General features: G+C 62.4%; 24 protein-coding genes. 17 read left to right on the forward strand and 7 right to left on the reverse strand.

Annotated features, from left to right (window positions below; translation table 11 throughout):
• The first annotated feature begins 103 nt into the window (after positions 1 to 103).
• The 16 genes from ftsW (at position 104) to ACR0EZ_RS11245 (ending at position 16,886) form a co-directional block, all read left to right on the forward strand.
• Positions 104 to 1,267: a putative lipid II flippase FtsW gene (ftsW, locus tag ACR0EZ_RS11170; protein WP_480613007.1), complete on the forward strand. Its 1,164-nt coding sequence runs from the start codon at positions 104 to 106 to the stop codon at positions 1,265 to 1,267.
• Complete coding sequence (locus ACR0EZ_RS11175; protein ID WP_480613009.1) at positions 1,267 to 2,364, forward strand: UDP-N-acetylglucosamine--N-acetylmuramyl-(pentapeptide) pyrophosphoryl-undecaprenol N-acetylglucosamine transferase; 1,098 nt, start codon at positions 1,267 to 1,269, stop codon at positions 2,362 to 2,364. The genes ftsW and ACR0EZ_RS11175 overlap by 1 nt, the downstream gene beginning before the upstream one ends.
• Entirely contained in the window at positions 2,361 to 3,773 is a 1,413-nt protein-coding gene (gene murC / locus ACR0EZ_RS11180) for a UDP-N-acetylmuramate--L-alanine ligase (RefSeq protein WP_480613011.1), read from the forward strand. Before ACR0EZ_RS11175 ends, murC begins: the two co-directional genes overlap by 4 nt.
• Before the next feature lie 75 nt (positions 3,774 to 3,848).
• Entirely contained in the window at positions 3,849 to 4,097 is a 249-nt protein-coding gene (locus ACR0EZ_RS11185; RefSeq protein ID WP_480613013.1) for a DUF2484 family protein, read from the forward strand.
• The gene (locus ACR0EZ_RS11190; protein WP_480613015.1) at positions 4,094 to 4,360 is read left to right on the forward strand and encodes a DUF2484 family protein; all 267 of its coding nucleotides are present in this window, start codon (positions 4,094 to 4,096) and stop codon (positions 4,358 to 4,360) included. The genes ACR0EZ_RS11185 and ACR0EZ_RS11190 overlap by 4 nt, the downstream gene beginning before the upstream one ends.
• Before the next feature lie 21 nt (positions 4,361 to 4,381).
• Positions 4,382 to 4,675, forward strand: a complete 294-nt coding sequence (locus tag ACR0EZ_RS11195; protein WP_480613017.1) for a hypothetical protein — start codon at positions 4,382 to 4,384, stop codon at positions 4,673 to 4,675.
• Positions 4,672 to 5,598: a UDP-N-acetylmuramate dehydrogenase gene (murB, locus tag ACR0EZ_RS11200; protein WP_480613018.1), complete on the forward strand. Its 927-nt coding sequence runs from the start codon at positions 4,672 to 4,674 to the stop codon at positions 5,596 to 5,598. The genes ACR0EZ_RS11195 and murB overlap by 4 nt, the downstream gene beginning before the upstream one ends.
• Before the next feature lie 108 nt (positions 5,599 to 5,706).
• Complete coding sequence (locus ACR0EZ_RS11205; RefSeq protein ID WP_480613020.1) at positions 5,707 to 6,624, forward strand: D-alanine--D-alanine ligase; 918 nt, start codon at positions 5,707 to 5,709, stop codon at positions 6,622 to 6,624.
• The gene (locus ACR0EZ_RS11210; protein WP_480613021.1) at positions 6,612 to 7,613 is read left to right on the forward strand and encodes a cell division protein FtsQ/DivIB; all 1,002 of its coding nucleotides are present in this window, start codon (positions 6,612 to 6,614) and stop codon (positions 7,611 to 7,613) included. The genes ACR0EZ_RS11205 and ACR0EZ_RS11210 overlap by 13 nt, the downstream gene beginning before the upstream one ends.
• Before the next feature lie 8 nt (positions 7,614 to 7,621).
• On the forward strand, positions 7,622 to 8,956 hold the full coding sequence (gene ftsA / locus ACR0EZ_RS11215) for a cell division protein FtsA (protein WP_480613023.1): 1,335 nt from the start codon (positions 7,622 to 7,624) through the stop codon (positions 8,954 to 8,956).
• Positions 8,943 to 9,362 (forward strand): hypothetical protein, encoded by a 420-nt coding sequence (locus tag ACR0EZ_RS11220; protein WP_480613025.1) that lies wholly within the window; start codon positions 8,943 to 8,945, stop codon positions 9,360 to 9,362. Before ftsA ends, ACR0EZ_RS11220 begins: the two co-directional genes overlap by 14 nt.
• A 348-nt stretch (positions 9,363 to 9,710) precedes the next feature.
• Positions 9,711 to 11,318 carry a cell division protein FtsZ gene (ftsZ, locus tag ACR0EZ_RS11225; RefSeq protein WP_480613027.1) on the forward strand — a complete coding sequence of 536 codons (1,608 nt, stop codon included), beginning with the start codon at positions 9,711 to 9,713 and terminating at the stop codon, positions 11,316 to 11,318.
• Positions 11,319 to 11,532: 214 nt separating this feature from the next.
• Positions 11,533 to 12,453 (forward strand): UDP-3-O-acyl-N-acetylglucosamine deacetylase, encoded by a 921-nt coding sequence (gene lpxC, locus ACR0EZ_RS11230; protein WP_480613029.1) that lies wholly within the window; start codon positions 11,533 to 11,535, stop codon positions 12,451 to 12,453.
• Positions 12,454 to 12,579: 126 nt separating this feature from the next.
• Positions 12,580 to 13,422, forward strand: a complete 843-nt coding sequence (locus ACR0EZ_RS11235; protein ID WP_480613031.1) for an outer membrane protein assembly factor BamD — start codon at positions 12,580 to 12,582, stop codon at positions 13,420 to 13,422.
• Positions 13,423 to 13,458: 36 nt separating this feature from the next.
• Entirely contained in the window at positions 13,459 to 15,108 is a 1,650-nt protein-coding gene (gene recN, locus ACR0EZ_RS11240; RefSeq protein ID WP_480613033.1) for a DNA repair protein RecN, read from the forward strand.
• A 92-nt stretch (positions 15,109 to 15,200) separates the two neighbouring features.
• Positions 15,201 to 16,886 (forward strand): chloride channel protein, encoded by a 1,686-nt coding sequence (locus ACR0EZ_RS11245; protein ID WP_480613035.1) that lies wholly within the window; start codon positions 15,201 to 15,203, stop codon positions 16,884 to 16,886.
• Here the strand turns inward: ACR0EZ_RS11245 and ACR0EZ_RS11250 are convergent.
• Positions 16,883 to 18,250, reverse strand: a complete 1,368-nt coding sequence (locus ACR0EZ_RS11250; protein ID WP_480613037.1) for a DUF3179 domain-containing protein — start codon at positions 18,248 to 18,250, stop codon at positions 16,883 to 16,885. The genes ACR0EZ_RS11245 and ACR0EZ_RS11250 overlap by 4 nt on opposite strands.
• Before the next feature lie 186 nt (positions 18,251 to 18,436).
• Between ACR0EZ_RS11250 and ACR0EZ_RS11255 the strand changes: the two genes are divergently transcribed.
• On the forward strand, positions 18,437 to 19,609 hold the full coding sequence (locus tag ACR0EZ_RS11255; protein WP_480613039.1) for an MFS transporter: 1,173 nt from the start codon (positions 18,437 to 18,439) through the stop codon (positions 19,607 to 19,609).
• Here the strand turns inward: ACR0EZ_RS11255 and ACR0EZ_RS11260 are convergent.
• The 6 genes from ACR0EZ_RS11260 to ACR0EZ_RS11285 all read right to left on the reverse strand — a co-directional run bounded on the left by ACR0EZ_RS11260 (position 19,606) and on the right by ACR0EZ_RS11285 (position 25,710).
• The gene (locus ACR0EZ_RS11260) at positions 19,606 to 19,947 is read right to left on the reverse strand and encodes a DUF427 domain-containing protein (protein ID WP_480613041.1); all 342 of its coding nucleotides are present in this window, start codon (positions 19,945 to 19,947) and stop codon (positions 19,606 to 19,608) included. The genes ACR0EZ_RS11255 and ACR0EZ_RS11260 overlap by 4 nt on opposite strands.
• Before the next feature lie 64 nt (positions 19,948 to 20,011).
• Positions 20,012 to 21,802, reverse strand: a complete 1,791-nt coding sequence (locus ACR0EZ_RS11265; protein WP_480613043.1) for an aminopeptidase P family protein — start codon at positions 21,800 to 21,802, stop codon at positions 20,012 to 20,014.
• Between the two features lie 74 nt (positions 21,803 to 21,876).
• Positions 21,877 to 23,754, reverse strand: a complete 1,878-nt coding sequence (gene cobT / locus ACR0EZ_RS11270; protein WP_480613045.1) for a cobaltochelatase subunit CobT — start codon at positions 23,752 to 23,754, stop codon at positions 21,877 to 21,879.
• Complete coding sequence (locus ACR0EZ_RS11275; RefSeq protein WP_480613047.1) at positions 23,751 to 24,155, reverse strand: hypothetical protein; 405 nt, start codon at positions 24,153 to 24,155, stop codon at positions 23,751 to 23,753. The genes cobT and ACR0EZ_RS11275 overlap by 4 nt, the downstream gene beginning before the upstream one ends.
• 44 nt (positions 24,156 to 24,199) lie before the next feature.
• The gene (cobS, locus tag ACR0EZ_RS11280; protein ID WP_480613049.1) at positions 24,200 to 25,186 is read right to left on the reverse strand and encodes a cobaltochelatase subunit CobS; all 987 of its coding nucleotides are present in this window, start codon (positions 25,184 to 25,186) and stop codon (positions 24,200 to 24,202) included.
• Between the two features lie 155 nt (positions 25,187 to 25,341).
• Positions 25,342 to 25,710, reverse strand: coding sequence for a hypothetical protein (locus tag ACR0EZ_RS11285; RefSeq protein WP_480613050.1), 369 nt, complete (start codon positions 25,708 to 25,710; stop codon positions 25,342 to 25,344).
• Positions 25,711 to 25,767 lie beyond the last annotated feature (57 nt).

Raw genomic sequence — 25,767 nt, forward strand, 5'->3', positions numbered from 1 at the left:
CCCGGTGCCCCTCATTTCCCTAGCCGAAACACCAAAACCCCTGTAAACTCTCAATCAGATCCCGAAAACGGGGCGTTAACGAGGCAGAGAGTGGCGGTATCTCATGACTGAGATGGTGTATGGCGCGGTCCGGGACACGCGCGGTGAACCGATTCTTCCAAAGTGGTGGCGGACGATTGATCGCTGGACAATGTCCTGTGTGCTGATCCTTTTTGTCATCGGGTTGTTGCTGGGGCTGGCCTCATCGCCGCCGCTGGCCGGGCGCAACGGGTTCGATCCGTTCCACTATGTCGAGCGGCAGGCGTTGTTCGGCGGGCTGGCATTGATCGCGATGCTGCTGACTTCGATGATGTCGCCGACGCTGGTGCGGCGTCTGGCGGTGTTGGGCTTTTTGGGCGCGTTTGTGGCGCTGGCCTTTCTGCCGGTTTTCGGTACCGATTTCGGCAAGGGCGCGGTGCGGTGGTACTCGCTGGGCTTTGCCTCGCTGCAGCCGTCTGAATTCCTGAAACCCGGTTTCGTCGTTGTGGCAGCGTGGCTGCTGGCCGCCTCGCAAGAGATCAACGGCCCGCCGGGGCGGCTGTGGTCATTCGCGCTGTGCATGGCGATTGTGGCGATGCTGGTGCTGCAGCCCGATTTCGGGCAGGCCTGTCTGATCCTGTTCGGCTGGGGCGTGATGTATTTTGTGGCAGGCGCGCCGATGCTGTTGCTGGTCGGCATGGCCGGGGCCGTGGTTCTGGGCGGGATGCTGGCCTATTCGAACTCGGAACACTTTGCCCGCCGGATTGACGGGTTTCTGAACCAGGAGGTCGATCCGACCACCCAGCTTGGCTACGCCACCAACGCCATCCGCGAGGGCGGGCTGTTCGGTGTTGGCGTGGGTGAGGGGCAAGTGAAGTGGTCTCTGCCCGATGCGCATACGGATTTCATCATCGCTGTCGCGGCCGAGGAATACGGGCTGATCCTGGTGCTGATCATCATCGCGCTCTATTCGCTGATCGTCGTGCGGTCACTGCTGCGGTTGATGCGGGAACGCGACATGTTCATCCGTCTGGCCGGGACCGGGCTGGCCTGCATGTTCGGCGTGCAGGCGATGATCAACATGGGCGTTGCCGTGCGCCTGCTGCCCGCAAAGGGCATGACACTGCCCTTCGTCAGCTATGGCGGCTCGTCGCTGATTGCGGGCGGTATCGCGGTTGGCATGCTGTTGGCCTTCACCCGCACCCGCCCACAGGGCGAGCTGGGTGACATTCTGCGCGGACGAGGGTGATGACCACGCCTTACCTTTTGATTGCGGCAGGCGGCACCGGGGGGCACATGTTCCCGGCGCAGGCGCTGGCCGAGGCGATGCTGCACAAGGGCTGGCGCGTGCGCCTGTCCACCGACCCGCGCGGCGCGCGGTATACCGGGGCATTTCCGGACGGTGTCGAGATTGTCGAGGCCTCGTCGGCGACCTTCGCCCGTGGCGGTCTGGCGGCTAAGGCGCTGGTGGGGCCCAGGATCGCAGCCGGTGTGACCAGCATGGCGGTGCAGATGATGCGAGACCGGCCAAACGCGGTGGTGGGGTTTGGCGGCTACCCCTCGATCCCCGCGTTGGGGGCGGCGACGCTGCTGAAAATCCCGCGCATGATCCACGAACAGAACGGCATTCTGGGGCGGGTGAATCAGCTGTTTGCAACCCGTGTTGCCCAGGTGGCCTGCGGTGTCTGGCCCACCGACCTGCCCGAGGGCGCAAGGGGCATTCACACCGGTAACCCCGTCCGCGCCGCCGTGCTGGAGCGAGAGGCGGCCCCCTATATCCCGCCGGGCGAATACCCGATGTCGGTTCTGGTGATGGGCGGCTCGCAGGGCGCGCGGATCCTCAGCGATGTTGTGCCGGGGGCCATTGCCGCGTTGCCCGAGTTTCTGCGATCCTACATCCGGGTGTCGCATCAGGCCCGCGATGAGGACGGCGAGCGGGTCAAGAAATTCTACCGCGAAAACGGCATCATGGCCGATGTTCGGCCGTTCTTCGATGACGTCCCCCGCCGCATGTCCGAGGCGCAACTGGTGGTCAGCCGCTCGGGTGCGTCGAGTGTGGCCGATATCTCGGTCATTGGCCGCCCGTCGATCCTGATCCCCTTTGCCGCCGCAGCAGGCGATCATCAGACCGCCAATGCGCGCGGGCTGGTGCAGGCGGGCGGGGCGATCATGATCCCTGAAAACGCCCTTGACGTTTCCGCGTTGACCCAGCAAATGACCACGGTTCTAACCAACCCCGAAGCCGCACAGAAGATGGCTCACGCTGCCTTGTCGGTCGGGGCGCCCGACGCGACCGAGCGTCTGGTCGCCCTTGTCGAGCAACTGGCGCAGAAGGAGACCGCATGAATCCAGCAACCAAATTGCCGCAGGACGTCGGGCCGATTCACTTTGTGGGCATCGGCGGGATCGGAATGTCCGGGATTGCCGAGGTGCTGTTGAACCTTGGCTACCGGGTGCAGGGCTCGGATCTGAAAGCCTCGAAGATCACAGATCGTCTGGCGCAACTGGGGGCTGAGATTTTCGAAGGCCAGCGTGCCGAAAACCTTGAGAACGCCGCCGTGGTGGTGGTTTCGACCGCGATCAAACCGGGCAATCCGGAACTGGATGAGGCGCGTGCGCAAGGCCTGCCGGTGGTCCGCCGCGCCGACATGCTGGCCGAACTCATGCGCCTGAAATCCAACATCGCCATCGCCGGAACCCATGGCAAGACCACCACGACCACGATGATGGCCGAGCTGATGGTGGCCGGGGATTTCGACCCCACCGTGATCAACGGCGGCATCATCCACGCCTACGGCTCGAACGCACGCATGGGGCAGGGCGAATGGATGGTGGTCGAGGCCGACGAATCCGACGGCTCGTTCAATCGGCTGCCCGCCACCATTGCCATCGTCACCAATATCGACCCCGAGCATATGGAGCATTGGGGCGATTTCGACCTGCTGCGCGCGGGCTTTGACGAGTTTGTCTCGAACATCCCTTTCTACGGCCTCGCCGTCTGCTGCACCGATCATTCCGAGGTTCAGGCGCTGGTCGGCCGCATCACTGACCGCCGCGTGCGCACCTATGGCTTCAACGCGCAGGCCGATGTGCGGGCCGAGAACCTAACCTACAAGGGCGGCGTCGCCCAATTCGACATTCACCTGCAATACGAAGACAAGGTGATCGAAGGCTGTACCCTGCCGATGCCCGGTGACCACAACGTCTCGAACGCGCTGTCCGCCGTAGCCGTGGCACGCCATCTGGGCATGAAGGCATCAGAAATCCGCGACGCGCTGGCCAATTTCGGTGGCGTCAACCGCCGCTTCACCAAGGTCGGAGAGGTCGATGGCGTCACCATCATCGACGATTACGGCCACCATCCGGTTGAAATCACCGCCGTCCTGAAAGCCGCCCGCCAGGCCACCGAAGGCCGCGTGATCGCTGTGCACCAGCCGCACCGCTATTCCCGCCTGTCGAACCTGTTCGAGGATTTCTGCACCTGCTTCAACAACGCCGATGTGGTTGCCATCGCCGAGGTCTTTGCCGCTGGCGAGGACCCGATCGAAGGTGCCTCGCGCGATGATCTGGTGCAGGGCCTGATCCGCCACGGCCACCGTCACGCCCGCGCGCTGCTGGATGAAAACGACCTTGAGCGTCTGGTCCGCGAACAGGCCCGTCCGGGCGATATGGTCGTCTGTCTCGGGGCCGGTACGATCAGCGCCTGGGCCAATGGTCTGCCGGATAGGTTGCAGCAACAAAAACAGGCGGTTTGATCGCTTTCTCTTAATGGCGCACAACCTGAGAGTGTGACACCTTGGGGGCAGAGCCTCGGCCCTCGGAAGGAACGTATGGACTATTCGATGATCTTTGCCGCCCTCTGGGTGGTCTGTGCCACTGTGGTCGCTTTGTTGCCCATGCGCCTGCAGTTCCCGCCGGGATTCGTCCTGCTGATCTGCGCGCCGGTGCTGATCGTCTGGCTGGGCTATGATCACGGCTGGTTCTGGTCGGTTGCGGCGCTGGGTGCGTTTGTCTCGATGTTCCGCCGTCCCATCCGCTATTACTGGCGCAAATGGTCGGGCCGAGAGATCGCGGAATGAGCTGGTCCCTCGCCCTTGCCGCCGCATGGGGGATTGCCGCGAATGTGCTGGCGATGATCCCCAGCAAGGACAATCACTGGACGCGGGCGTATATCCTGATTGCGGTCGGCATCCCCATTCTGGGCTATGTCACCTGTGAAAACGGTCCCTGGATCGGCCTGATCGTACTGGTCGCAGGCATGTCTGTGCTGCGCTGGCCGGTGATTTACCTGACCCGTTGGACAAAGGCGAAAATGCAGGGCATGAAGGCGACCAACAAGTAACGGCCGTTTTCAGGAGGCCCCATGGTCGACATCGCCACTTTCGCTTATCTGCCGCTGATCGCGCTGATCCTCGGGGCTCTTGCGGGCTTCGTCGCGGGCCGCTGGATTGGCCTCAAAGGGTTGCTATGGCTGATCGGGCTGAGTTCTGTCGCAGCACTTGCGCTGATCGTGATGTTGGCAGGCGTGGGAACCGGTGAGGAAGACCGGGCCTTTGGCCCCTTCGTCTGGCTGACCGGCGCGGTCCTGCCCTTCCTGTTCGCCGCCATCATGGGCGGCGTTGGCCGGCGCAGTCTGGCGGCACGGGCAGACGGATGACCCAGTTGCCCGACGTCCGGGGCCGCCTGACGCAGTCCCGCCCCCTGAACGACCTGACCTGGCTGCGCGTCGGCGGTCCTGCGGATCATCTGTTTCAGCCCGCAGACGTGGAAGACCTGCAGGGTTTTCTGCGCAACCTGCCCGAAGATGTGCCGATCTTCCCGATGGGCGTCGGCTCGAACCTCATCGTTCGGGATGGCGGTTTGCGCGCGGTGGTGATCCGGCTGGGGCGCGGGTTTAACGGGATTTCCGTCCGGGGCAACTTGGTCACGGCGGGCGCGGCTGCGCTGGATGCACATGTGGCCCGCAAAGCGGCGGATGCGGGTGTTGACCTGACGTTTCTGCGCACCATTCCCGGCTCGGTCGGCGGCGCCGTGCGGATGAATGCGGGCTGCTATGGCAGCTACACGGCGGATGTACTGCAAAAGGCCACTATCGTGACGCGCGGCGGAGATGTCGTTGACCTGACGCCGCAAGACCTCAACTTCCGGTATCGTCAAACAGACCTGCCCGACGGCGCGGTGCTGGTTTCGGCCACCTTCCAAGGCCCTGCGGGCGATCCAGCCGAACTGCACGACCGCATGGAAGCGCAGCTGCAAAAACGGGATGAGACCCAGCCCACCAAGGACCGCAGCGCCGGGTCGACCTTTCGCAACCCTGCCGGGTTCTCGTCCACCGGCAAGGCGGATGATGTGCATGACCTCAAGGCGTGGAAGGTGATCGATGACGCGGGCATGCGCGGGGCCACCATGGGGGGCGCGCAGATGAGCCCCAAGCACTCGAATTTCCTGATCAACACCGGTGACGCAACCGCCGCTGACCTTGAAGGTCTGGGCGAAGAGGTGCGAAAAAAGGTTTACGAAACAAGCGGCATCACGCTAGAGTGGGAAATCATGCGGGTCGGTGATCCGCTGACAGAATAAAGCCCCAACCGTCAGACCAAAACAGGCAATTAACGGCGACGGATCAAAGGCATAAACGCAGTACGGACCACCACATAAGGTCCGGGGACATTGAGGCGCACGTTGGGTATGTCGAGCAGGACAAACCCCAAAGTGGCGGTATTGATGGGCGGCCCCTCGGCGGAACGCGAGGTGTCTCTCAGCTCTGGGCGCGAATGCGCAGCCGCCCTTAGGGGAGAAGGCTTTGAAGTGGTCGAACTGGACGCAGGTCCCGACCTTTATGCGCGCCTATTGGACATCAAGCCGGATGTGGTTTTCAACGCCCTGCATGGCCGCTGGGGCGAGGATGGCTGCGTGCAGGGCCTGCTGGAATGGATGCGCATTCCGTATACGCATTCCGGTGTGCTGGCCTCGGCGCTGGCGATGGACAAGCAACGCAGCAAGGAAGTCTATCAGGCTGAAGGCCTGCCGATTGTGCCCAGCATGATCGTGCCCAAGGTCGAGGTGGTCGAGGTCCACGTGATGGAGCCTCCTTACGTGGCCAAGCCCAACAACGAAGGCTCCAGCGTCGGCATCTATATCGTGCACGAAAACGCCAACGGGCCGCCGCAGTTGGACGAGGCGATGCCCGATCAGGTGATGGTCGAGAAATATGTCGCAGGGCGTGAACTGACCGTGACCGTCATGGGCGACCGCCCCCTGACCGTGACCGAGATCATGACGGATGGCGGCTGGTATGACTATGACGCCAAATACAAGCCTGGCGGCTCGTGGCATGTGCTGCCCGCGGACATTCCGCAGGACATCTTCGACCGTTGCATGGAATATGCGGTGAAGGCCCACAACGCTCTGGGCTGCCGGGGCGTGTCCCGCACCGATTACCGCTGGGACGACAGCATGGGCGCAGACGGTCTGTTCCTGCTGGAAACCAACACCCAGCCCGGCATGACGCCAACTTCGCTCGTGCCCGAACAGGCCGCGCATCTCGGCATGACATTCGGCCAGCTTTGCGCCTGGATGGTGGAGGACGCCTCATGCGACCGCTGACCGCCACGCGCGCGCCGGTGATCCACCGGACCAAGGCTCTGTCCGGGCCGGATGCCGAGTTCGAAACCGCCGAGACGCGCGATGCGCAGCCGCTTCTGCGTTTGCGGGGCGCGAAGATGTTTGGTCGAAACGCAGGCCGGTCGGACCCTGCGCCGTCGCGGCTCAGCTACAGGTTCCAGCGCTGGATGCTGACACCCGGCATTCGTCTGGGCGTCAAGCTGGGCGTGCCGATCTGCGCCGTTGCGGCAGCGATTGGCATCTACTTTGCGTCCCCGGACCGGCGCGAGGCGGTCAGCGCTTATATCGCCGACATCCGCACCTCGATTCAAGAGCGGCCTGAATTCATGGTCAACCTGATGGCCATCGATGGCGCGGGCACCGATCTGGCCGATGATATCCGTGAAGTGGTGCCGCTGGATTTCCCGATCAGTTCCTGGGATCTGGATGTCGAGCATATGCGCGACACGATCTCGGGCCTGGACCCGGTGAAATCCGCAACCGTGCGCATCCGCCCCGGCGGCATCCTGCAGATTGACGTTGTCGAACGGCAGCCGGTCATTGTCTGGCGGACGCATGACGGGACCGAGTTGCTGGACGAAACCGGCGTGCATGTGGATCAGACAGCCTCGCGCAAGGAACACGCGCATCTGCCGTTGATCGCGGGCAAAGGCGCAGACCAGCATGTGGGCGAGGCGCTTCAGCTGTTCCGAACCTCGCGCAGCCTTGGCAACCGCGTGCGCGGATTGGTGCGCGTGGGCGAGCGGCGCTGGGATCTGGTGCTGGATCGCGGGCAGCGCATCATGCTGCCCACGGATCAGCCGGTGCGGGCGCTGGAACGCGTGCTGGCGGTGAACGAGGTGCAGGACCTTCTGGAACGCGACGTGGCGGTTGTGGACATGCGCCTTGGGCAGCGGCCGACGATCAGAATGACCAAAGCCGCCAGCGAAGACTGGTGGAATACAAAAACAGATGTGAGTAGCGGGCAGTAACGACCATGATGACCGATCTTTATCAGTCCCAACGGGCCATGCGGCAGATGCGCAGACAGGCGATGCAGCGCGGTGTTGTCGCGATTCTGGACATCGGCAGCTCGAAAATCTCGTGCCTTGTGCTGCGTTTTGACGGCACCGGACGGCTGAGCGACGATAACAGCATCGGGTCATTGGCAGGCCAGACCGGGTTCCGCGTGATCGGGGCCAGAACCACCCGCTCGCGCGGGGTGAAGTTTGGCGAAGTTACCGCCATGCAGGAAACCGAGCGCGCCATCCGCACGGTTTTGCAAGCGACCCAGAAAATGGCCGATATCCGCGTCGATCACGTGATCGCCTGTTTTTCGGGTGCCAACCCGCGATCCTACGGGCTGGACGCGCAGGTCGATCTGGAAGGTCAGGTCGTGACCGAGGCCGAGGTCGGGCGGGTTCTGAACGCCTGCGACGTGCCGGATTATGGCGCGGGGCGCGAAGTGCTGCACGCTCAGCCGGTGAATTTCGCACTCGACAACCGCTCTGGCCTGATCGATCCGCGCGGGCAGATGGGACAATCGCTGGCCGTGGATATGCACATGCTGACCGTGGATGCGGTGGCGATCCAGAACATCGTGCGCTGCATCAAGCGCTGCGATCTGGAATTGGCAGGAATTGCGAACTCGGCCTATGTGTCCGGTATTTCGTCGCTGGTCGAGGATGAGCAGGAACTGGGCGCGGCCTGTATCGACATGGGCGGCGGCACGACCAGCGTTTCGATTTTCATGAAGAAACACATGATCTATGCCGATTGCGTGCGTATGGGCGGCGATCACGTGACTGCCGATATCTCGATGGGGCTGGGCGTGCCGACAGCGGTGGCCGAGCGCATCAAGACCTTCAACGGCGGTGTGCACGCCACCGGAGCGGATGACCGCGATCTGATCGAAATTGGCGGCGACACCGGCGATTGGGAACATGACCGGCGTACCGTTAGCCGTGCTGAACTGATCGGCATCATGCGTCCTCGGGTCGAGGAAATTCTGGAAGAGGTCCGCGTGCGGCTGGATGCGGCCGGGTTCGAACATATGCCCAGCCAGCAGATCGTTCTGACCGGTGGCGGCAGTCAGATCATGGGGCTGGACGGGCTTGCAACCCGCATCCTGGGGCAACGCGTCCGGCTTGGCCGTCCGCTTCGTGTGCATGGCCTGCCGCAATCGGCGACCGGGCCGGGGTTCTCTTCCGTTGTCGGGCTCAGCCTTTTTGCGGCGCATCCGCAGGATGAATGGTGGGATTTCGAAATCCCGGTCGACACCTATGCCGCGCGCCCGTTCAAGCGCGCCGTCCGGTGGTTCCGTGATAATTGGTAAGGCACTGCGCCGGGGCATCCTCGGCGCTTGCCTGTTGCCGGGCTGGGCTGCGGCACAAACCGTGATCACGCCCGAGGCGTTTCTGGATGCCCTCCTAGGTAAAACGGTGAAATTCTACGAAATCCGCAGCGGTGATCTGGTGGGAACCGAGCAATTCCTGACCCGCACCACCTCGGTCTGGCGGGAAGAGGGGCGGGGATGCGTCTACGGTCAGATCACCACGCCCAATGGTCAGATCTGCTTTCTCTATGACAACGACCGCGATGGCATTCCGGTCTGCTGGTGGCCATTCATGCACGAAGGACGGCTGATGGTCCGGCTCGCCTCGTTCACCGATGGCGAGATTCAGGAGGTGCGCAGTATCACGGAGAACAGCCTGAACTGCCCAAGCGCCCCGATCAGCTGAAGAAACGGGTTGCGGCCCCCGGAATTATCCCTAAAGATATCCACAAGGCCCGTCAGAGGCCCCGCGGCAGGACATTGAGCAGTTTTCCGCAGTTGAATTGAGACAAATCTAAGGCGTGACGCATGTAGATGATGCGCACTGGCTTGGCATGTCTTGTAGTGATCAGCGATGTTTCCGCTATATCTCGCAGGGGCCGCGAAATGCCGCTGTCTGCTGCCTTATTTCCTCCATATTTTGTGGATTCATGCGATTTTTGACGTGACCTTTTTGCATATCAGCGGTAGGATCAAAGGCGGATAGGTAAGAAAAACACCGCTTTGGCGGGACATAAATACAGGCGGACAGAGCATGACATTGAATCTTTCGATGCCCGGGCACGACGAACTGAAGCCTCGGATTACGGTATTTGGCGTTGGCGGCGCGGGTGGGAACGCTGTCAACAACATGATTGAAAAACAACTGGACGGCGTCGATTTCGTTGTCGCCAACACCGACGCGCAGGCGCTGCAGCAAAGCCAGTCCTCGGCGCGGGTGCAACTGGGCGTGAAAGTCACCGAAGGTCTGGGCGCAGGGGCCCGTCCGACCGTTGGGGCCGCAGCAGCCGAAGAAAGCATCGAGCAGATCGTCGATCATCTGGCCGGTGCGCACATGTGTTTCATCACCGCTGGCATGGGCGGCGGCACCGGCACCGGGGCCGCGCCGATCATCGCGCAGGCGGCGCGTGAGCTGGGCGTTCTGACCGTAGGTGTCGTGACCAAACCCTTCCAGTTCGAAGGGGCCAAGCGGATGCGTCAGGCCGAAGACGGCGTTGAATCGCTGCAAAAGGTCGTCGATACGCTGATCATCATCCCGAACCAGAACCTGTTCCGTCTGGCCAACGAAAAAACCACGTTTACCGAGGCATTCTCGATGGCCGATGACGTTCTGTATCAGGGCGTTAAAGGTGTCACCGACCTGATGGTGCGTCCGGGCCTGATCAACCTCGACTTCGCCGATGTCCGCGCCGTGATGGACGAGATGGGCAAGGCGATGATGGGCACTGGCGAAGCCACCGGCGAAGATCGCGCCATTCAGGCCGCCGAGAAGGCAATTGCGAACCCGCTGCTGGACGAAATCAGCCTCAAAGGGGCCAAGGGCGTTCTGATTAACATCACCGGTTCGAATGACCTGACCCTGTTCGAACTGGACGAGGCGGCCAACCGCATCCGCGAGGAAGTGGACCCCGAGGCCAACATCATCGTCGGCTCGACCCTCGACACCGCGATGGAAGGCGGCATGCGGGTGTCGGTTGTTGCCACCGGCATCGACGCCACTGAAAAGACCGAAGATGTGCCGGTCGCGCGCCGTTCGATGTCGGCCCCGCTGACCCGCACGGTTTCGGCGGAAGAGCCCGAGCTGGAACAAGTGGTCGCTGCCGAGGCTGAGGAAAAATCGGACATCGCGCCCTCGCTGTTTGAAACGGTGGATGAGCCCGAGCGGGACGACAGCTGGCACGCGGACAAGGTTGCGTCGTCCAAGCAGGACGATGACGGATTGCCGCCCCCGGCCTATCAGCCGCGCGTGGCCGAGTTTGAGCCGCAGCCCGAGCCTGCGGAACCGGCGCCGGAAAGCTATGTTGCGCCGCGCGCCAACACGGCCGGAAACCCCTCGCCCGAGGCGCTGCAGCGCCTGCAGGCCGCCGTTCAGAACTCGCCGTCCGGCCAGCCGCGTGCGGCCGCGCCCCGGTCGCCTGAACCTGCGCCGCAACCGCAGGCCGGGCAGCAGGAACGCCGGGGTTTTGGCTTCAACAAGCTGATCGACCGGATGACCGGCCACGCACCGGATACCCCTGCGCAACCGCCCCGTCAGCAGCCCACAATGCGCCAGGCTGACGCTACGGCACCTGCGCATGATGAGGCGGATCCGGATCAGGAACGGATCGAAATTCCGGCCTTCCTGCGCCGTCAGGCCAACTGATCGCGGTAACAAATTAGGGTCAAAGGGCCGCCGTTTGGCGGCCCTTTCTCTTTTGTTTTCATTGCTTTAAAGTGTTGTCAGCAGGGTTTTGCCGATCTGTCACATTCATGTTTCATTCGGTTGCAAAGAGTGAGTTGAGCCTGAGCCGTCTCTTCCTTAACTGAGTGTCCAACGCAGCCGTCACAGGCTGAACACCACTCAACTGAGGCTAAATTTGCAACATACGCTCAAATCTCCGGTGACGTTCAAAGGCGTGGGACTGCATGGCGGTCAGCCTGCAACCATGGTTCTGAAACCGGCTGCCGCCGGTCACGGCATCTGGTTCAAGCGGACGGATATTGAGCTGGGCAATGCCCTCATCCCCGCAATCTACGATGTGGTCGAACGCACCCCGCTGTGCACCCGTCTGGTGAACGAGGCCGGTGTTTCGGTTTCGACCGTTGAACACATCATGGCCGCTTTGGCCGGGTGCGGTGTGCATAACGCTCTGATCGAGATCGACGGGCCGGAAGTGCCGATCATGGACGGGTCGTCCATCGATTTCGTGCGCGGGATCATGGCCAAGGGTGTCCGCCGTCAGGCCAGCCCGGTTCTGGCCTACGAAGTGCTGAAACCCGTGACCGCATCGCGCGAAGGCGCCAGCGCGTCGATTGCTCCGGCGGACGGTCTGATCATCGATTTCCACATCGATTTCGAAGACGACGCCATTGGCGACCAGACCAAGACGCTGGACATGCGCAACGGGTCCTTTGCCCGCGAACTGAGCGATTGCCGTACATTCTGCCGCCGCACCGATGTCGAAGCGATGCGGGAAAACGGGCTGGCCCTTGGCGGCACGCTGGAAAACGCGGTTGTCGTGCAGGGTGACGAGGTGCTGACACCGGGCGGTTTCCGCCGTGCGGATGAGGCGGTGCGCCACAAGATGCTGGATGCGTTGGGCGACCTCTATCTGGCAGGCGGCCCGATTCTGGGGCATTTCACCGGCGACAAGTCGGGCCATTCGATGACGAACACGCTGCTGCGCAAACTGTTCGAAACCCCCGGTGCGGTGCGTCCGATCCTGTGCACGCCCGAACAGGCCGCGCGTTTGCCGGGCCAGGGCCTTGTTCTGGACGAAATTCCGGAAGTTGCCTGACCTGATCAACTCTGACGACATTTGCGCCAGAGCGTGGATAAGGCGTTTTGCACCGGAAATATCTATGCTAGACCAAGGCCTGATCCGGGGCGGGCCCCGTTAGGTAAGACGACAAGGATGGGCGGTATGGTTGGCAGCAAAGCGGCAGTCAGATTCGCAGGTGCGATTCTTCTGGCAGCAGCGTTGGCGGCGTGCAGCAGCAAAGGTGCGGACCGCGATCAAAATCTGGAAGGCTTCACGCCGGAACAGATTTATACCCGCGGTGAGTTCGAACTTTCCCAGAATCGCTCGGACGATGCGGCGTGGTACTTCTCGGAGGTCGAGCGTCTTTACCCCTATTCCGACTGGGCCAAACGCGCGCTGATCATGCAGGCGTTCTCGTATCACAACGACAAGAATTACGAAGAAAGCCGCGCTGCCGCGCAGCGTTACATCGATTTCTACCCGACGGATGAAGATGCGGCTTATGCGCAGTATCTGCTGGCGCTCAGCTATTACGACCAGATCGATGAAGTGGGCCGCGATCAGGGCCTGACCTTTCAGGCGCTGCAGGCCCTGCGGACCGTGATCGAGGTTTATCCGGACAGCGAATATACCACCTCGGCGGTTCTGAAATTCGATCTGGCTTTTGACCATCTGGCCGGCAAAGAGATGGAGATCGGGCGCTACTACCTGCGTCAGGATCACTATACCGCCGCCATCAACCGCTTCCGCGTTGTCGTCGAGGATTTCCAGACAACATCGCACACGGCTGAGGCGCTGTATCGTCTGGTCGAGGCATATCTGTCGCTGGGCCTGCTGGATGAGGCGCAGTCGGCGGGTGCGATCCTGGGCTACAACTACCAGTCCACGGAATGGTATGACGACGCTTACAAGCTGCTGACTTCGCGCGGTCTTGATCTTAAGAGCCGTGGCAACAACTGGCTGTCCACAATCTACCGTCAGACCATCAAGGGTGAGTGGTTGTAACGGCCATGGCTGAAGGCGAGGGACGCTAAAGACCCGATGCTGCGCGCCCTTGATATCCGCGACATGCTGATCATCGACCGGTTGGAACTGACGTTTCAGCCGGGTCTGAACGCGTTGACCGGTGAAACCGGCGCGGGCAAGTCGATCCTGCTGGATTCGCTGGGATTTGTGCTGGGCTGGCGCGGGCGGGCCGAACTGGTCCGTCAGGGCGCCGCGCAGGGTGAGGTCGTGGCCGAGTTCGAACTGCCCGACGATCACCCCGCCCATGCCGTTTTGGCCGAGGCCGGACTGCCCGGTGGCGAAGAGCTGATCCTGCGCCGCGTCAACACCGCCGAGGGGCGCAAAACCGCATGGGTCAACGACCGGCGGTGCTCGGGCGAAGTGCTGCGCGCGCTGTCAGAAACCCTGATCGAGTTGCATGGCCAGCACGATGATCGCGGCTTGCTGAACCCGCGCGGCCACCGCGCCATGCTGGATGCCTATGCCGGGGCAGGGGATCACCTTGCCGCCGTGCATGACGCGTGGACACAGATGTCCCGCGCCCGCAAAGCGCTGGCTCAGACCGAATCCGCGCTGGACGTCATGCGCGCCGAGGAAGAATTCCTGCGCCATTCCGTCGCCGAACTGGACCAGCTTTACCCGCAGCCGGGCGAGGATGCGGAACTCGATGCGCGCCGCCGCATGATGCAGGGGGCCGAACGCATCCGCGACGACGTGGCCCGCGCCTTCGACCTGCTGGGCGGGGACGGGGCCGAGGGCGCGATGGCCGACGCCGTGCGCTGGCTCGAAGGGGTCGCGGACAATGCAGGCGGTCAGTTGGAGGAACCGATTGCTGCTTTGGGCCGTGCGCTGATCGAACTGGGCGAGGCGCAGGATGGGGTCAACACCTGTCTGCAGGCGCTCGATTTCAATCCGGCGGAACTGGAACAGGCCGAAGAACGCCTGTTCGCCATCCGCGCGCTGGCCCGTAAGCATGATGTCGGGCCGGACGATTTGGGCGCCTTCGCCGATACCCTGCGCGACCGGTTGAGCCGACTGGACGCGGGTGATGCCGACCTGAGCGACAAACGCGCCGCCGTGGATGCGGCGCAGGCGGCCTATGACGCGGCAGCGAGTGCGCTCAGCGCCTTGCGCCAACAGGCTGCTGGACAGTTGGACAGCGCCGTCATGACCGAACTCGCGCCGCTGAAAATGGAGCGGGCGGTGTTCAAAACCGAAATCACAGCCACCGATCCCGGCCCCGAAGGCACCGACGCGGTGGCCTTCACCGTCGCCACCAACCCCGGCGCGCCCTCGGGCCCGCTGAACAAGATCGCCTCGGGCGGGGAACTCAGCCGGTTTCTGCTGGCGCTCAAGGTCTGCCTGACCGGCGAGGATAGCGCCCGCACCATGATCTTTGACGAGATCGACCGCGGCGTCGGCGGTGCCACCGCCGATGCGGTGGGCCGCCGTCTGGCATCGCTGGCGCAGGGCGGGCAGGTTCTGGTGGTGACGCATTCGCCCCAGGTCGCCGCACGGGCCGCGCATCATTGGCGGGTACAGAAACAGGTGACGGACGGCCAAACCCTGTCGACCGTGATCCCGCTGGCGACCCCCGACCGGGTCGATGAAATCGCCCGCATGGTCGCAGGCGACACCATCACCGACGAAGCCCGCGCCGCCGCCCGCGCCCTGCTGGACGCGTAAGGCGTAACACTCGCCAACAATCCCCCGTAAACTGACTTTTCTCAGGTCCTCGCGTGGCTTACTAAGGGATATGAATTGATCCCCGAGGGCAAATGACCCAGTCCACCCGCACCGTTCTGCGCAACCAGTTCAATCAGGCTTTGGCCGCGATCCGGGATGCGTGGCAGGTCATGCGCCGGCGCGGGCCAAGCCAGATCCAGTTCTGGTTCATCGCTCTGGCCATCGGGATCGCGGCGGGCTTCATGGCGCTTGGGTTCCGCAAAGGCATTCAGGCCCTGCAAGCCTATATCTACCAGACCGAAGACATCCTGCTGCTGCACAGCCATGCCGAAAAACTTCCGTGGATTATGGTGTTCATCACGCCCGTGATCGGCGGGCTGGTTGTCGGCGTGATCCTGCATAAATTCACCGATGACGGGCGCGTGCGTTCGGTTGCCGATGTCATCGAAGGCGCCGCCGTGACCGACGGCCGGGTGGAAACCAAGGCGGGTGTCGCATCGCTCTTTGCCTCGCTGATCACACTCAGTTCCGGCGGGTCAACTGGGCGTGAGGGGCCGGTGGTGCATATGGCAGGCGTCATCTCGACCTGGGTCAGCAACCGCATCCACGCCGACGGGATCACCGGGCGCGATCTGCTGGGCTGCGCCGTGGCTGCCGCCGTCTCGGCCAGTTTCAACGCGCCCATCGCCGGGGCAATCTTCGCGCTCGAGGTGGTGCTGCGCCACTTCGCGGTTCACGCCTTTGCGCCCATCGTCATCGCCTCGGTCGCGGGGACGGTGATCAACCGGCTGGAATATGGTGACGTGACCGAGTTTGTTCTGGAAACCCCCGGCTCGCTGCAGTTCTACGTCGAACTTCCCGCTTTCCTGATCCTAGGGCTGATCTGCGGGCTGGTGTCGCTGCTGCTGATGCGTTCGATCTTCTTTGCCGAGGATATTGGCAGCCATGTTCAGGCCCGTCTGTCCCTGCCGCGCTGGCTGCGGCCCGCCGTTTCGGGGGCCATGCTGGGCCTTCTGGCGATCTGGTTCCCGCATATCATCGGCGTGGGGTATGAGACGACGATCCGGGCCTTGGCCGGAGACCTCGTGCTGACAACGGCGATCCTGTTTGCCGTTGTCAAGACGGTGGCCGTGGCCATCACGATGGGCGGGCGCATGGGTGGCGGTGTGTTTTCCCCCTCGCTGATGATCGGTGCGCTGACCGGGCTGGCCTTTGGCCTGATCGCCACCGGCTTGCTGCCGGATGTGTCGGGCACCCACACGCTTTATGCCTTTGCGGGCATGGGGGCTGTCGCGGCGGCGGTTCTGGGTGCGCCGATCTCGACCACGCTGATCGTGTTCGAACTGACCGGAGACTGGCAGATCGGTCTGGCGGTGATGGTCTCGGTCTCGATGTCCACCGCGCTGGCCTCGCGCCTTGTGGATCGGTCGTTCTTCCTGACGCAGTTGGAGCGGCGCAATGTGCATCTGGCCGCGGGGCCGCAGGCCTATCTGCTGGCGATGCTGCGGGCCGGGGCGGTGATGCGGCCAATTGACGATGAGCGCTCGATCACTAAGGACGAGGCGCGCGCCCTGATCGATCAGGGCCTGTGCGTCAAGGCCAGCGCCACGCTCGAGGCCGCGATGCCCTATTTCGACCGCGAGGACATCCCCTGCATCCCTGTTGTCATTGTCGATAAGGACGGTCAGGAAGAACCGGTCGGGGCGCTGTATCACATCGACGCGCTCAAGGCTTACAACCGCGCGCTGGCCGCCACCGCGGCCGAGGAACACTCCTAGCCCTTATACACCGTGGCCGCATCCCCAAGGTAGTTGTCCCAGGCAAACCAGTACGAGATATGGCCTGCCACCCGGGGCAGCCGGGTTCCGTCGGGGCCGATCAGCTCCTCTTCGGCCATAGTCCATTTGCCACCCGCCTGATCCACCAAACCGCCATCCGCAGCGGTAAAGCGGTACGACTTGCGCTCATAAGCCCGCACCGTGCGTCTGTCGGAATTGCCGACCAGAACCAAGGGACGGTCGGCGATTGCGTCGTTGATCACGCGGGTCCGGCTGAACGCCTCCAACGGCCATGCCCGCGCCGCGCCGAACTGGCGGATGGCGAAGATGTAATCCTTTTGCCGATGCTCGGACTGATCCACCAGCGCGGGGAACATCAGGTTGGGTGACGCGAAGTAGTCGCGATACACGACCCCCGAGCCGTAGTTTCGCCGGTGACCCGTCTTCAGCGACAGAACCCTGCTGTCGGGATGCGAGGTTTTCCAGCTTTCCCACGTGGTGATCACCACCGGGCGCTGCTTCAGCGTGATGCCGCTGTCCACAAGCGGGCCGACAACCGGCTTGCCGGTGTACTGGTTCCACAACGAATGCGTCTGCCGGTCGAACATCAGCTTGTTGGACCGGTACAGGAACCCGGACGAGCCAAAGACAAACGGCTTCCGCCGCGCCTGCACCTGCGTTTCAAACAGAATGCCCGATCCGCAGAGGGTGCAATAGGCCAGCGCCACGGGCACGCCGCCGATTACTTCGTTGAACATCTCGTGCCAGCCCATGATCCGCAGCGGATAGGCGCGTACATCGCCGTTGATCGCGACCCCGAAGACCAGATCGCTGCCCTTCAGATAGCTGGCACCGGAGGCCGGGATAAGTGTCGGATTGTCCAGCGAGGGGATGCCGTCCTTGTGCACGCCGCCCCACGAGATCTCTTCCAGCCGGATCTTCATCTTGTCCCGCTGCAGGTACTGAGGCCGCAGGAAAACGTCGAAATTCGCGTCGATCCCCAATAGAACTTCGCGTTTGAACGGGATCAGCGAGGGGTGGGGCACCACTTGCGGGTTACGCTCTTGCCACAGCATCCACTCGAACCAGTCGGTGCCGAGTTTCTGGCCTGTCAGCGCCTCCATCACCTCGGCGATATCGTCCCGCCGCCGGTCGGAATAACGCATCGCCGTCAGCAGGCCCGGAACCACATCCGGGTTTCCGCGATCTTTCAGGTAGGCCATGCTGTCTTCGAACTGGGTTCTGCTTAGGTAAAGCGTGCTGCGCAGCGCATCGAGCACCGGGTCCTGCTGGGCCCAAAGCGCGCCCGGCATCAAAGCCCCTGCGCCAACCATTCCTGCAAAGCCGCGACGTGATAAATGCATGACACCCTCCGATCACATCCCACACCAGTTTGCCCCCTGTCGCGATCACTTGCATGCAACAGGTGCGTGAGCGGGGCGCGTCACAAGATGCATATGCCAGCCATTTCAAAGCAAAGGGGCACGCGGCGGTTGCATCGCGCAGCCAAATTTGAAAGACAAACCATGTCTTTAACAGGATTGTAAAACATGCCCGACAGCCAGATCGCCACACGGCTTCTGTTTTTGCTCCTGTTGTTCTGCGGGACCATTTGCAGTTCAATGATCATCCCCTTCATGGGCTTCTTTCTGGTTGACGGATTGGGATACCAGCCCTGGATCATCAGCGTGTATTCCGTACTGGCCGTCAGCCTGACGCTGGTAGCCAACAGGCAATTCGCCCGGCGGATCGATGACGGGGCCCGCGTCTTCCCCCTGATCGGGGTCGCGGCGCTGGGCTTTCTGACGGCCTGCTTTGCCCTGTCCCTGTCGCCTGCGCTGTGGACCGTGATGACCGTGGGCGTTCTCGGCTTCGGCATCAGTTCCAGCGCCGTTTCGACCATGTTCAGCCTGGGCGGCAGCATCGCCGAGCGCGACAGTATCGAGCGCAGCCGCTTCAACGCCTATATGCGCGCCACCACATCCACCGCCTGGATGATCGGACCTGCGGTGACGTTTCTGGTCGCCGACCGGTTTGGGGCCAACACCGTGTTTGTGGTCGCGCTTGGCGTCGCCCTAATCTGGCTGGCCTTGTGGTGGACTACGCTGCCGCGCGACATTGCAGCAAAGGCCAAACCAGCCTCAGCCACGCCCGAGGGCGCGACACCAGCGCGGGGCCTCTGGCTGGCGGCGGGTTTCGTGTTCTGCCTGTCGCTGGCGCATTCCCTGACGTTTACCTCCCTGCCGATCTTCTACGTGCAAGAGGTCGGGTTGCCCGGCTACGCACCCGGTCTGGCCTTCAGCATCAAAACCTTTGTCGAGGTTCTGGCCATCTTCAGCACGCCGATGATCATCGCGCGGTTCGGTATGCGCCCGGCACTGATCGCAACGACCTTGCTGGCGGTGGTGACAATCCAGTTGCTGGCCGCAGTTCAAACCTTCCCGCAGATGCTCGCCGGGGCCGCGCTTGAGGGGCTGTATTATGGCTTCTACGCCAGCCTCGGGATCAGCTATGTTCAGTCCTTCGCCAAGGACCGTCCCGCGCATGCGACGGCGGTTTACTGGAATACGCTGATGGTTACCGGCCTGCTTGCGGGCCCTGCGGTGGGCCTGATCGCGCAAGCTTATGATTTCCAGATGGTGGTGCGGGTTGCGTCTGGTGTTGCCCTGGTGGCCGCGATCACGCTGATCGCGAGCCGCCCAAAGGAAAAGGTTGCGGTTTAGATCTGCTCGACTTTCACCGAATCTGCCGGATAAAACGCCAGATACTCTTTCAGCTCGCCGACCGCCGGGGCCGGGTCTTCATAGCTCCACGCGGCATTTTCCGTGACCGAGGATTTGTTCACGATGGAAAAATGCACCGCATCCCCTTTATGAGGGCAATGCGTGACCTTGTCCGTCCGGTCCAGAAAGGCCATCGCGATGTCCGAGCGGGGAAAGTAGATAACAGGCGCCAAATCGCCTTCTTCCAGCGCCAGCGCGTTGCTCGTTTCGCCCAGTATCGCGCCGCCGGAACGGACGCTCCATTTTCCTGCGGCCTTTTGAATTGTAATCTCGGTCATGTATTCTCCTTCCCTCGCGGATGTCGGGGCCTCTCCTCTGCCCATTCTATGTAACAGTTCGGTGTCAGATCGGCGCGGTTGCGGCATCCAACCACAGTTGCGCGTCAAGGCCCAGCCTTGGCCTGACTTTTGCCGCCACGTCGCTGTGATAGGCGTTCAGCCAGTTGCGTTCTTCGGCGGTCAGCATATCGGCCACGATCAGGCGGCGGTCGATTGGCACATAGGTCAGCGTGCGCCAGTTCAGCATGGCACGCTCGGCGTCGCCGCCGGGCAGGGCGGGGGCCTCTTGCACGACCACCAGGTTTTCGATGCGGATGCCAAAGGCACCTTCGCGGTAATAGCCCGGTTCGTTCGACAGGATCATGCCCGGCTCCAGCGGCACATGGCTGACCTTGGACAGGCGCTGCGGGCCTTCATGCACGCTCAGATACGCACCGACCCCGTGCCCGACCCCGTGGTTGAAATCCTGACCGGCCAGCCACAAGGGCGCGCGGGCGATGCATTCGATATCGCGACCGGCCAGACCCACCGGCCAGCGCTGCATCGACAGAGCGATCATGCCTTTCAGAACGCGGGTGAAACAGGCTTTTTCCTCGTCGCCGACCTCGCCAATGGCAATGGTGCGGGTGATGTCCGTGGTCCCGTCCAGATACTGCCCGCCACTGTCCAGCACCAGCAGATGACCGTTCTGCAGCAGGCTGTCGGTTTCCTCGGTCACGCGGTAATGCATGATCGCGCCGTTGGGTCCGGTGCCCGCGATGGTATCGAACGAGATATCCTGCAGCACATTGTCCTTGCGGCGGTTGTCTTCCAGCCGGGTCACGACCTGCGTTTCGGTCAGGCTGCCGGGTTCCTGCGCATCCAGCCAGCACAGGGTCTCGACAACCGCCACCGCGTCCCGCAAATGCGCCTCGGCACTGCCGGCGATTTCGGCCGGGTTCTTGCAGGCCTTGGGCAGCGCGCAAGGGTCGCCGCCATCTTCCATCCGATCCCCCAGCGCGTCGGCCACGATCTGAGGCAGGGTGTTGGGGTCGACCTGCACCTTACCCTCCAGCGCTGCAACCGTGCCCAGAAAGCCCTCGGGCTCAAAGACCGAGACGTGATCGCCCAGATGATCCCGCACCTCGGTCAGCTTGGCGGCGGCCATGAACAGATCAACCCGGCCATCGGCATGCAGAATGGCAAACCCGTGCGCGACAGGGTTATAGGCAATGTCCGAGCCGCGAATGTTCAGCAACCACATGATCGAATCCGGCAGGGTGATCACCGCAGAGGATTTCCCCGCCTCGCGCAGCGTCCTCGCCAGACGCGCGGTCTTGCTTTCTGCCGTCTCACCGGCAAATTCAATCGGATGCGCCTTGACCGGGTTCATCGGAGGGGCGGGCTGATCCGTCCACACGCGATCCACCAGATTGTCACAGGGCACAAGCTCGATGCCGCTGCCATCCAACTCCTTGCGGGTGCCGGAGATCTGACCTGCGGCATGCAGCCACGGATCAAAACCAACCTTGCCGCCATTTGGCAGTTGCTCTTTCAGCCAGACACTCAGGCTGACATCCGGCCATGGCACCGGCGTGTAGTCCTGGGCCACCTGCGCCTTGACCTGCGTGCGATATCGCCCGTCGATGAACACACCTGCCACATCCTTTAGCGCGGCGCAGAACCCGGCTGATCCGGTGAACCCGGTCAGCCACGCCAACCGCTCGTCCCGGGGGGCGACATATTCGCCCTGATGCGCATCTGCACGCGGGATCAGAAACCCGTCCAACCCTTCGCCCGCCAGTTCCGCCCGCAAGGCCGCCAGCCGGGGCGGCCCCTGTTCCGGGCGCGCGGTCACTTTGAAAGACTGGAACATCTCACACCTCATGCAAACGGGGGCTGACCCCTTCATCTTTTTGGAAAATACTCCCGCCGGAGGCAAGGCCAGCCCTAGCTGGCCTTTTTCATTCCCATCACCCGCGCCCGCGCGCGCGGATCGCTGTCGAACAGGGCGGCCAACTGCTCCGTCATCGCGCCCGCCAGTTGCTCGACATCCGTAATCGTCACTGCCCGATCGTAATACCGGGTCACATCATGGCCGATCCCGATGGCCAGCAACTCGACAATCTTGCGTTTTTCCACCATCGCGATCACGTCGCGCAGGTGTTTTTCCAGATAATTCGCCGGGTTGACGCTGAGCGTTGAATCATCGACCGGAGCGCCATCCGAAATCACCATCAGAATCTTGCGCTGCTCGCGCCGGGCCAGCATCCGGCGATGTGCCCATTCCAGCGCCTCGCCGTCGATGTTTTCCTTCAGCAAGCCCTCTTTCATCATCAGACCCAGATTGGGCCGCGCCCGCCGCCAGGGCGCATCCGCGCCCTTATAGATGATGTGCCGCAGATCGTTCAGTCGCCCGGGTTGCTGCGGGCGGCCATCGTTCAGCCACGCCTCACGCGCCTGACCGCCTTTCCACGCCCGCGTGGTGAAGCCCAGAATTTCGACCTTCACGTTGCAGCGTTCCAGCGTGCGGGCCAGAACATCGGCACAGATCGCGGCGATGGAAATCGGGCGGCCGCGCATGGACCCCGAGTTGTCCAGAAGCAGCGTGACGACCGTATCCCGGAATTCGGTATCCTTCTCGACCTTGAAGCTCAGCGGCGTCGTCGGGTTCGCCACCACCCGCGCCAGACGGCCTGCGTCCAGTATCCCTTCCTCACGGTCGAACTCCCAGGACCGGTTCTGCTGCGCCTGCAACCGGCGTTGCAGCTTGTTGGCCAGACGGCTGACGGCCCCCTTCAAGGGCTCCAGCTGCTGATCCAGATAGGCCCGCAACCGTTCCAGCTCCGCCGGTTCTGCCAGATCCTCGGCGGCAATCTCTTCGTCATAGCTGTTCAGATAGACCTTATAATCCGGGTCGGCCTCGGACGCGGGCGGCGGGGCGGGCGGCTCCAGCGGAGCCTCGCCTTCGGGCATCTCGGCCTCATCGCCCAGTTCATCCTCGGCCATCTCATCCATCGAGACCTGCGCCTGAGACTGATCCTGCTGTTCTTCCTGCGTCTGCTCGGGTGTTGCGTCCGGGTCCTGCTCGTCCTGTTCATCCTGTCCGGTGCTGTCGGGATCGGGCTGTTCTTCGGCATCGTCTTCGGCCTGATCTTCCTGATCCTCGTCCAGTTCATCCGGGTCGTCGCCCAGCTGGTCGCCGTATCCCAGATCCTTGATCACCTGACGGGTGAATTTGGCGAACTCCGCCTGATCTGACAGGATGTCCTGCAGGTTTTCCAGCGTGCCCCCGGCCTGTTCCTCGATGAACCCGCGCCACAGGTTCATGACATTCGCCGCCGCCGGAGGCAGATCGCGCCCGGTGGCCAGATGGCGGATCAGATAGCCCGCCGCCACCGACAGAGGGGCCTCGGCAGGCTGTTTGCACTGATCATAGCCGCGCCGGATCGCCTCATGCCCGATCTTGACGTCGATGTTCGAGGCCGTTCCCGGCATATCCCGCGCGCCCATCGCCTCGCACCGGGCCACTTCCATGGCCTCATACAGGTCGCGCGCTATGTCGCCCGGCGGTGCATAACGCGCATGGGTCGCATCATCATGATATTTGCGCTGCAAGGCCAGAGCGTCCGCCGTGCCGCGGGCCAGCAAAACCTCTTCCCGCGTCATCCGGCGGCTGACCTGCGGCAAGCGCATCGACTCGCCCGTCATGCCCGACGGATCGACCGTGTAGGTGACGTTCAGTTCGGGATCGTCGGCCATGACCTTGGTGGCCTCGGCCAGAGCCTTCTTGAACGGATCGGCGGGGTTGTCGTTGGGTTTGCTCATTTTTTGCCGAACCTTTCCAGACAGGTAGCCTTGTCAGCAATATACAACGGGAGATCAGGCACGCGCGACGGGATCTCAATCGGTCCAAATGAATCCATATAGTACTGGAGATACGATGCATCGGAGTCAGCAAGATCCTGTTCAGCCAAAGTGAGGTTTTTTGCGAAATCTATACTAACGACCCAATCGAAAGGCGCTCCAAGTTTCTCTTGTCTTTCCGACACTGGATTTGAGCGCATAATCATCCGGTGTATTGTTGCAGCGTCGAGTAACCCTCTGCATCTTGCAACAACAAAGGCGCTGTTTTTGGCTTCCTGATGTTCTGCAATTGAAACCATAGCGGGCGCAGGCGGTAGTTGCCCTTGCGAGGCGGACGTTGCGGCGTGAATGGAATCCGCCAAGCAGCAAGCTGCTGCTATCGTGGCAATGATATGCCCGGTTCTTCTCACCCCAAACTCGCGCTTGCCGCGCTTTCCGGCAGTTCCTCGTCAAAACAACGCTGATAGAACTCCGCCACGGTCTGGCGCTCCAGTTCGTCGCACTTGTTCAGGAAGGACAGACGGAAGGCATAACCCACATTGCGGAAAATCTCGGCGTTTTGCGCCCAGTTGATTACGGTCCGGGGGCTCATCACTGTGGACAGATCGCCGTTCATGAAGGCGGTCCGGGTCAGGTCGGCGACGGTGACCATCTGGCTGACGGTCTTGCGACCCTTTTCAGTGTTGTAATGGGGCGCTTTCGACAGAACGATCATGGTCTCGGCATCGTGGCTGAGGTAGTTCAGGGTCGAGACCAGCGACCAGCGGTCCATCTGTGCCTGGTTGATCTGTTGGGTGCCATGGTAGAGGCCGGTCGTATCCCCAAGCCCCACGGTGTTCGCGGTTGCAAACAGGCGGAAGTTGGGGTTGGGCGTGATGATCTCATTCTGGTCCAGCAGGGTCAGCTTGCCGTCATGCTCCAGCACCCGCTGGATCACGAACATCACATCTGCGCGGCCCGCGTCGTATTCGTCGAACACGATGGCGACGGGGTTGCGCAGCGCCCAGGGCAGGATGCCTTCGTGGAACTCGGTCACCTGCTTGCCGTCGCGAAGCTTGATCGCATCCTTGCCGATCAGGTCGATCCGGCTGATATGGCTGTCCAGGTTCACACGTACAGCCGGCCAGTTCAGGCGCGCGGCGACCTGTTCGATATGGGTTGACTTGCCAGTGCCGTGATAGCCTTGGATCATCACCCGGCGGTTATGGGCAAAGCCTGCCAGAATCGCCAGCGTGGTTTCCGGGTCGAATTTGTAGGTCGGATCGACGACGGGCACGCGGTCGCTGCGGTCGGCAAAGCCCTTGACCGCCATGTCCGTATCAATGCCGAACACGTCACGGACCGAGATATCTTCGGTAGGTTTCGCGTTGATGTCGATTGATCCGTCAGCCATGCGCCTTGTCCTTATCCTTTGGCCCGAATTGCCGGGTTTGAACCTGTGTGTGGTGCAACATATTGCGGGCAAGGGCAAGGGAAAGCCGCCCGCGCCGTGACGTCGGCGGATGTTTCTTTGAAACTGGCCTTATCGGTGCCCGGGCTGGCGCCGCCCTAGCCGTTTCCGGGCGGCTCGAACCGCAGCCTGACCAGGAAAGGTTCCGGCTGGGCCGAACGCAGCATCTGAAAGACCCGGATTTCGAGATGCCCGGGCAAATCGCCAAGGAACTGCCGGTCGTTGCGCGCGTCATAGTAGCCGGGAACCGTGATCGAGACGTTCCGGCCGCTGGCAAGCTCGATGCTCATGTTCTGGCCGCGGGGGAATGACAGGTCGTAGCAGATGAACCCCTCGGGCGGGGCATCTCCGGGGATGTCGCCGATGGTGAATGTGCTGTCCAGGTCCAGACGCAAACATCCCTGGGCCTGGCTTTGATGGGGCGCAATGCAGAGTAGCCCCAACAGGATCAATGGAATGAGACGCATATCCCTCGCCTTTCTCAAATGCAGCAACGCAAAAACAAGACCGCAAAGGTCGATCAA

The sequence above is a fragment of the Ruegeria sp. AK4 genome, from assembly GCF_056541025.1.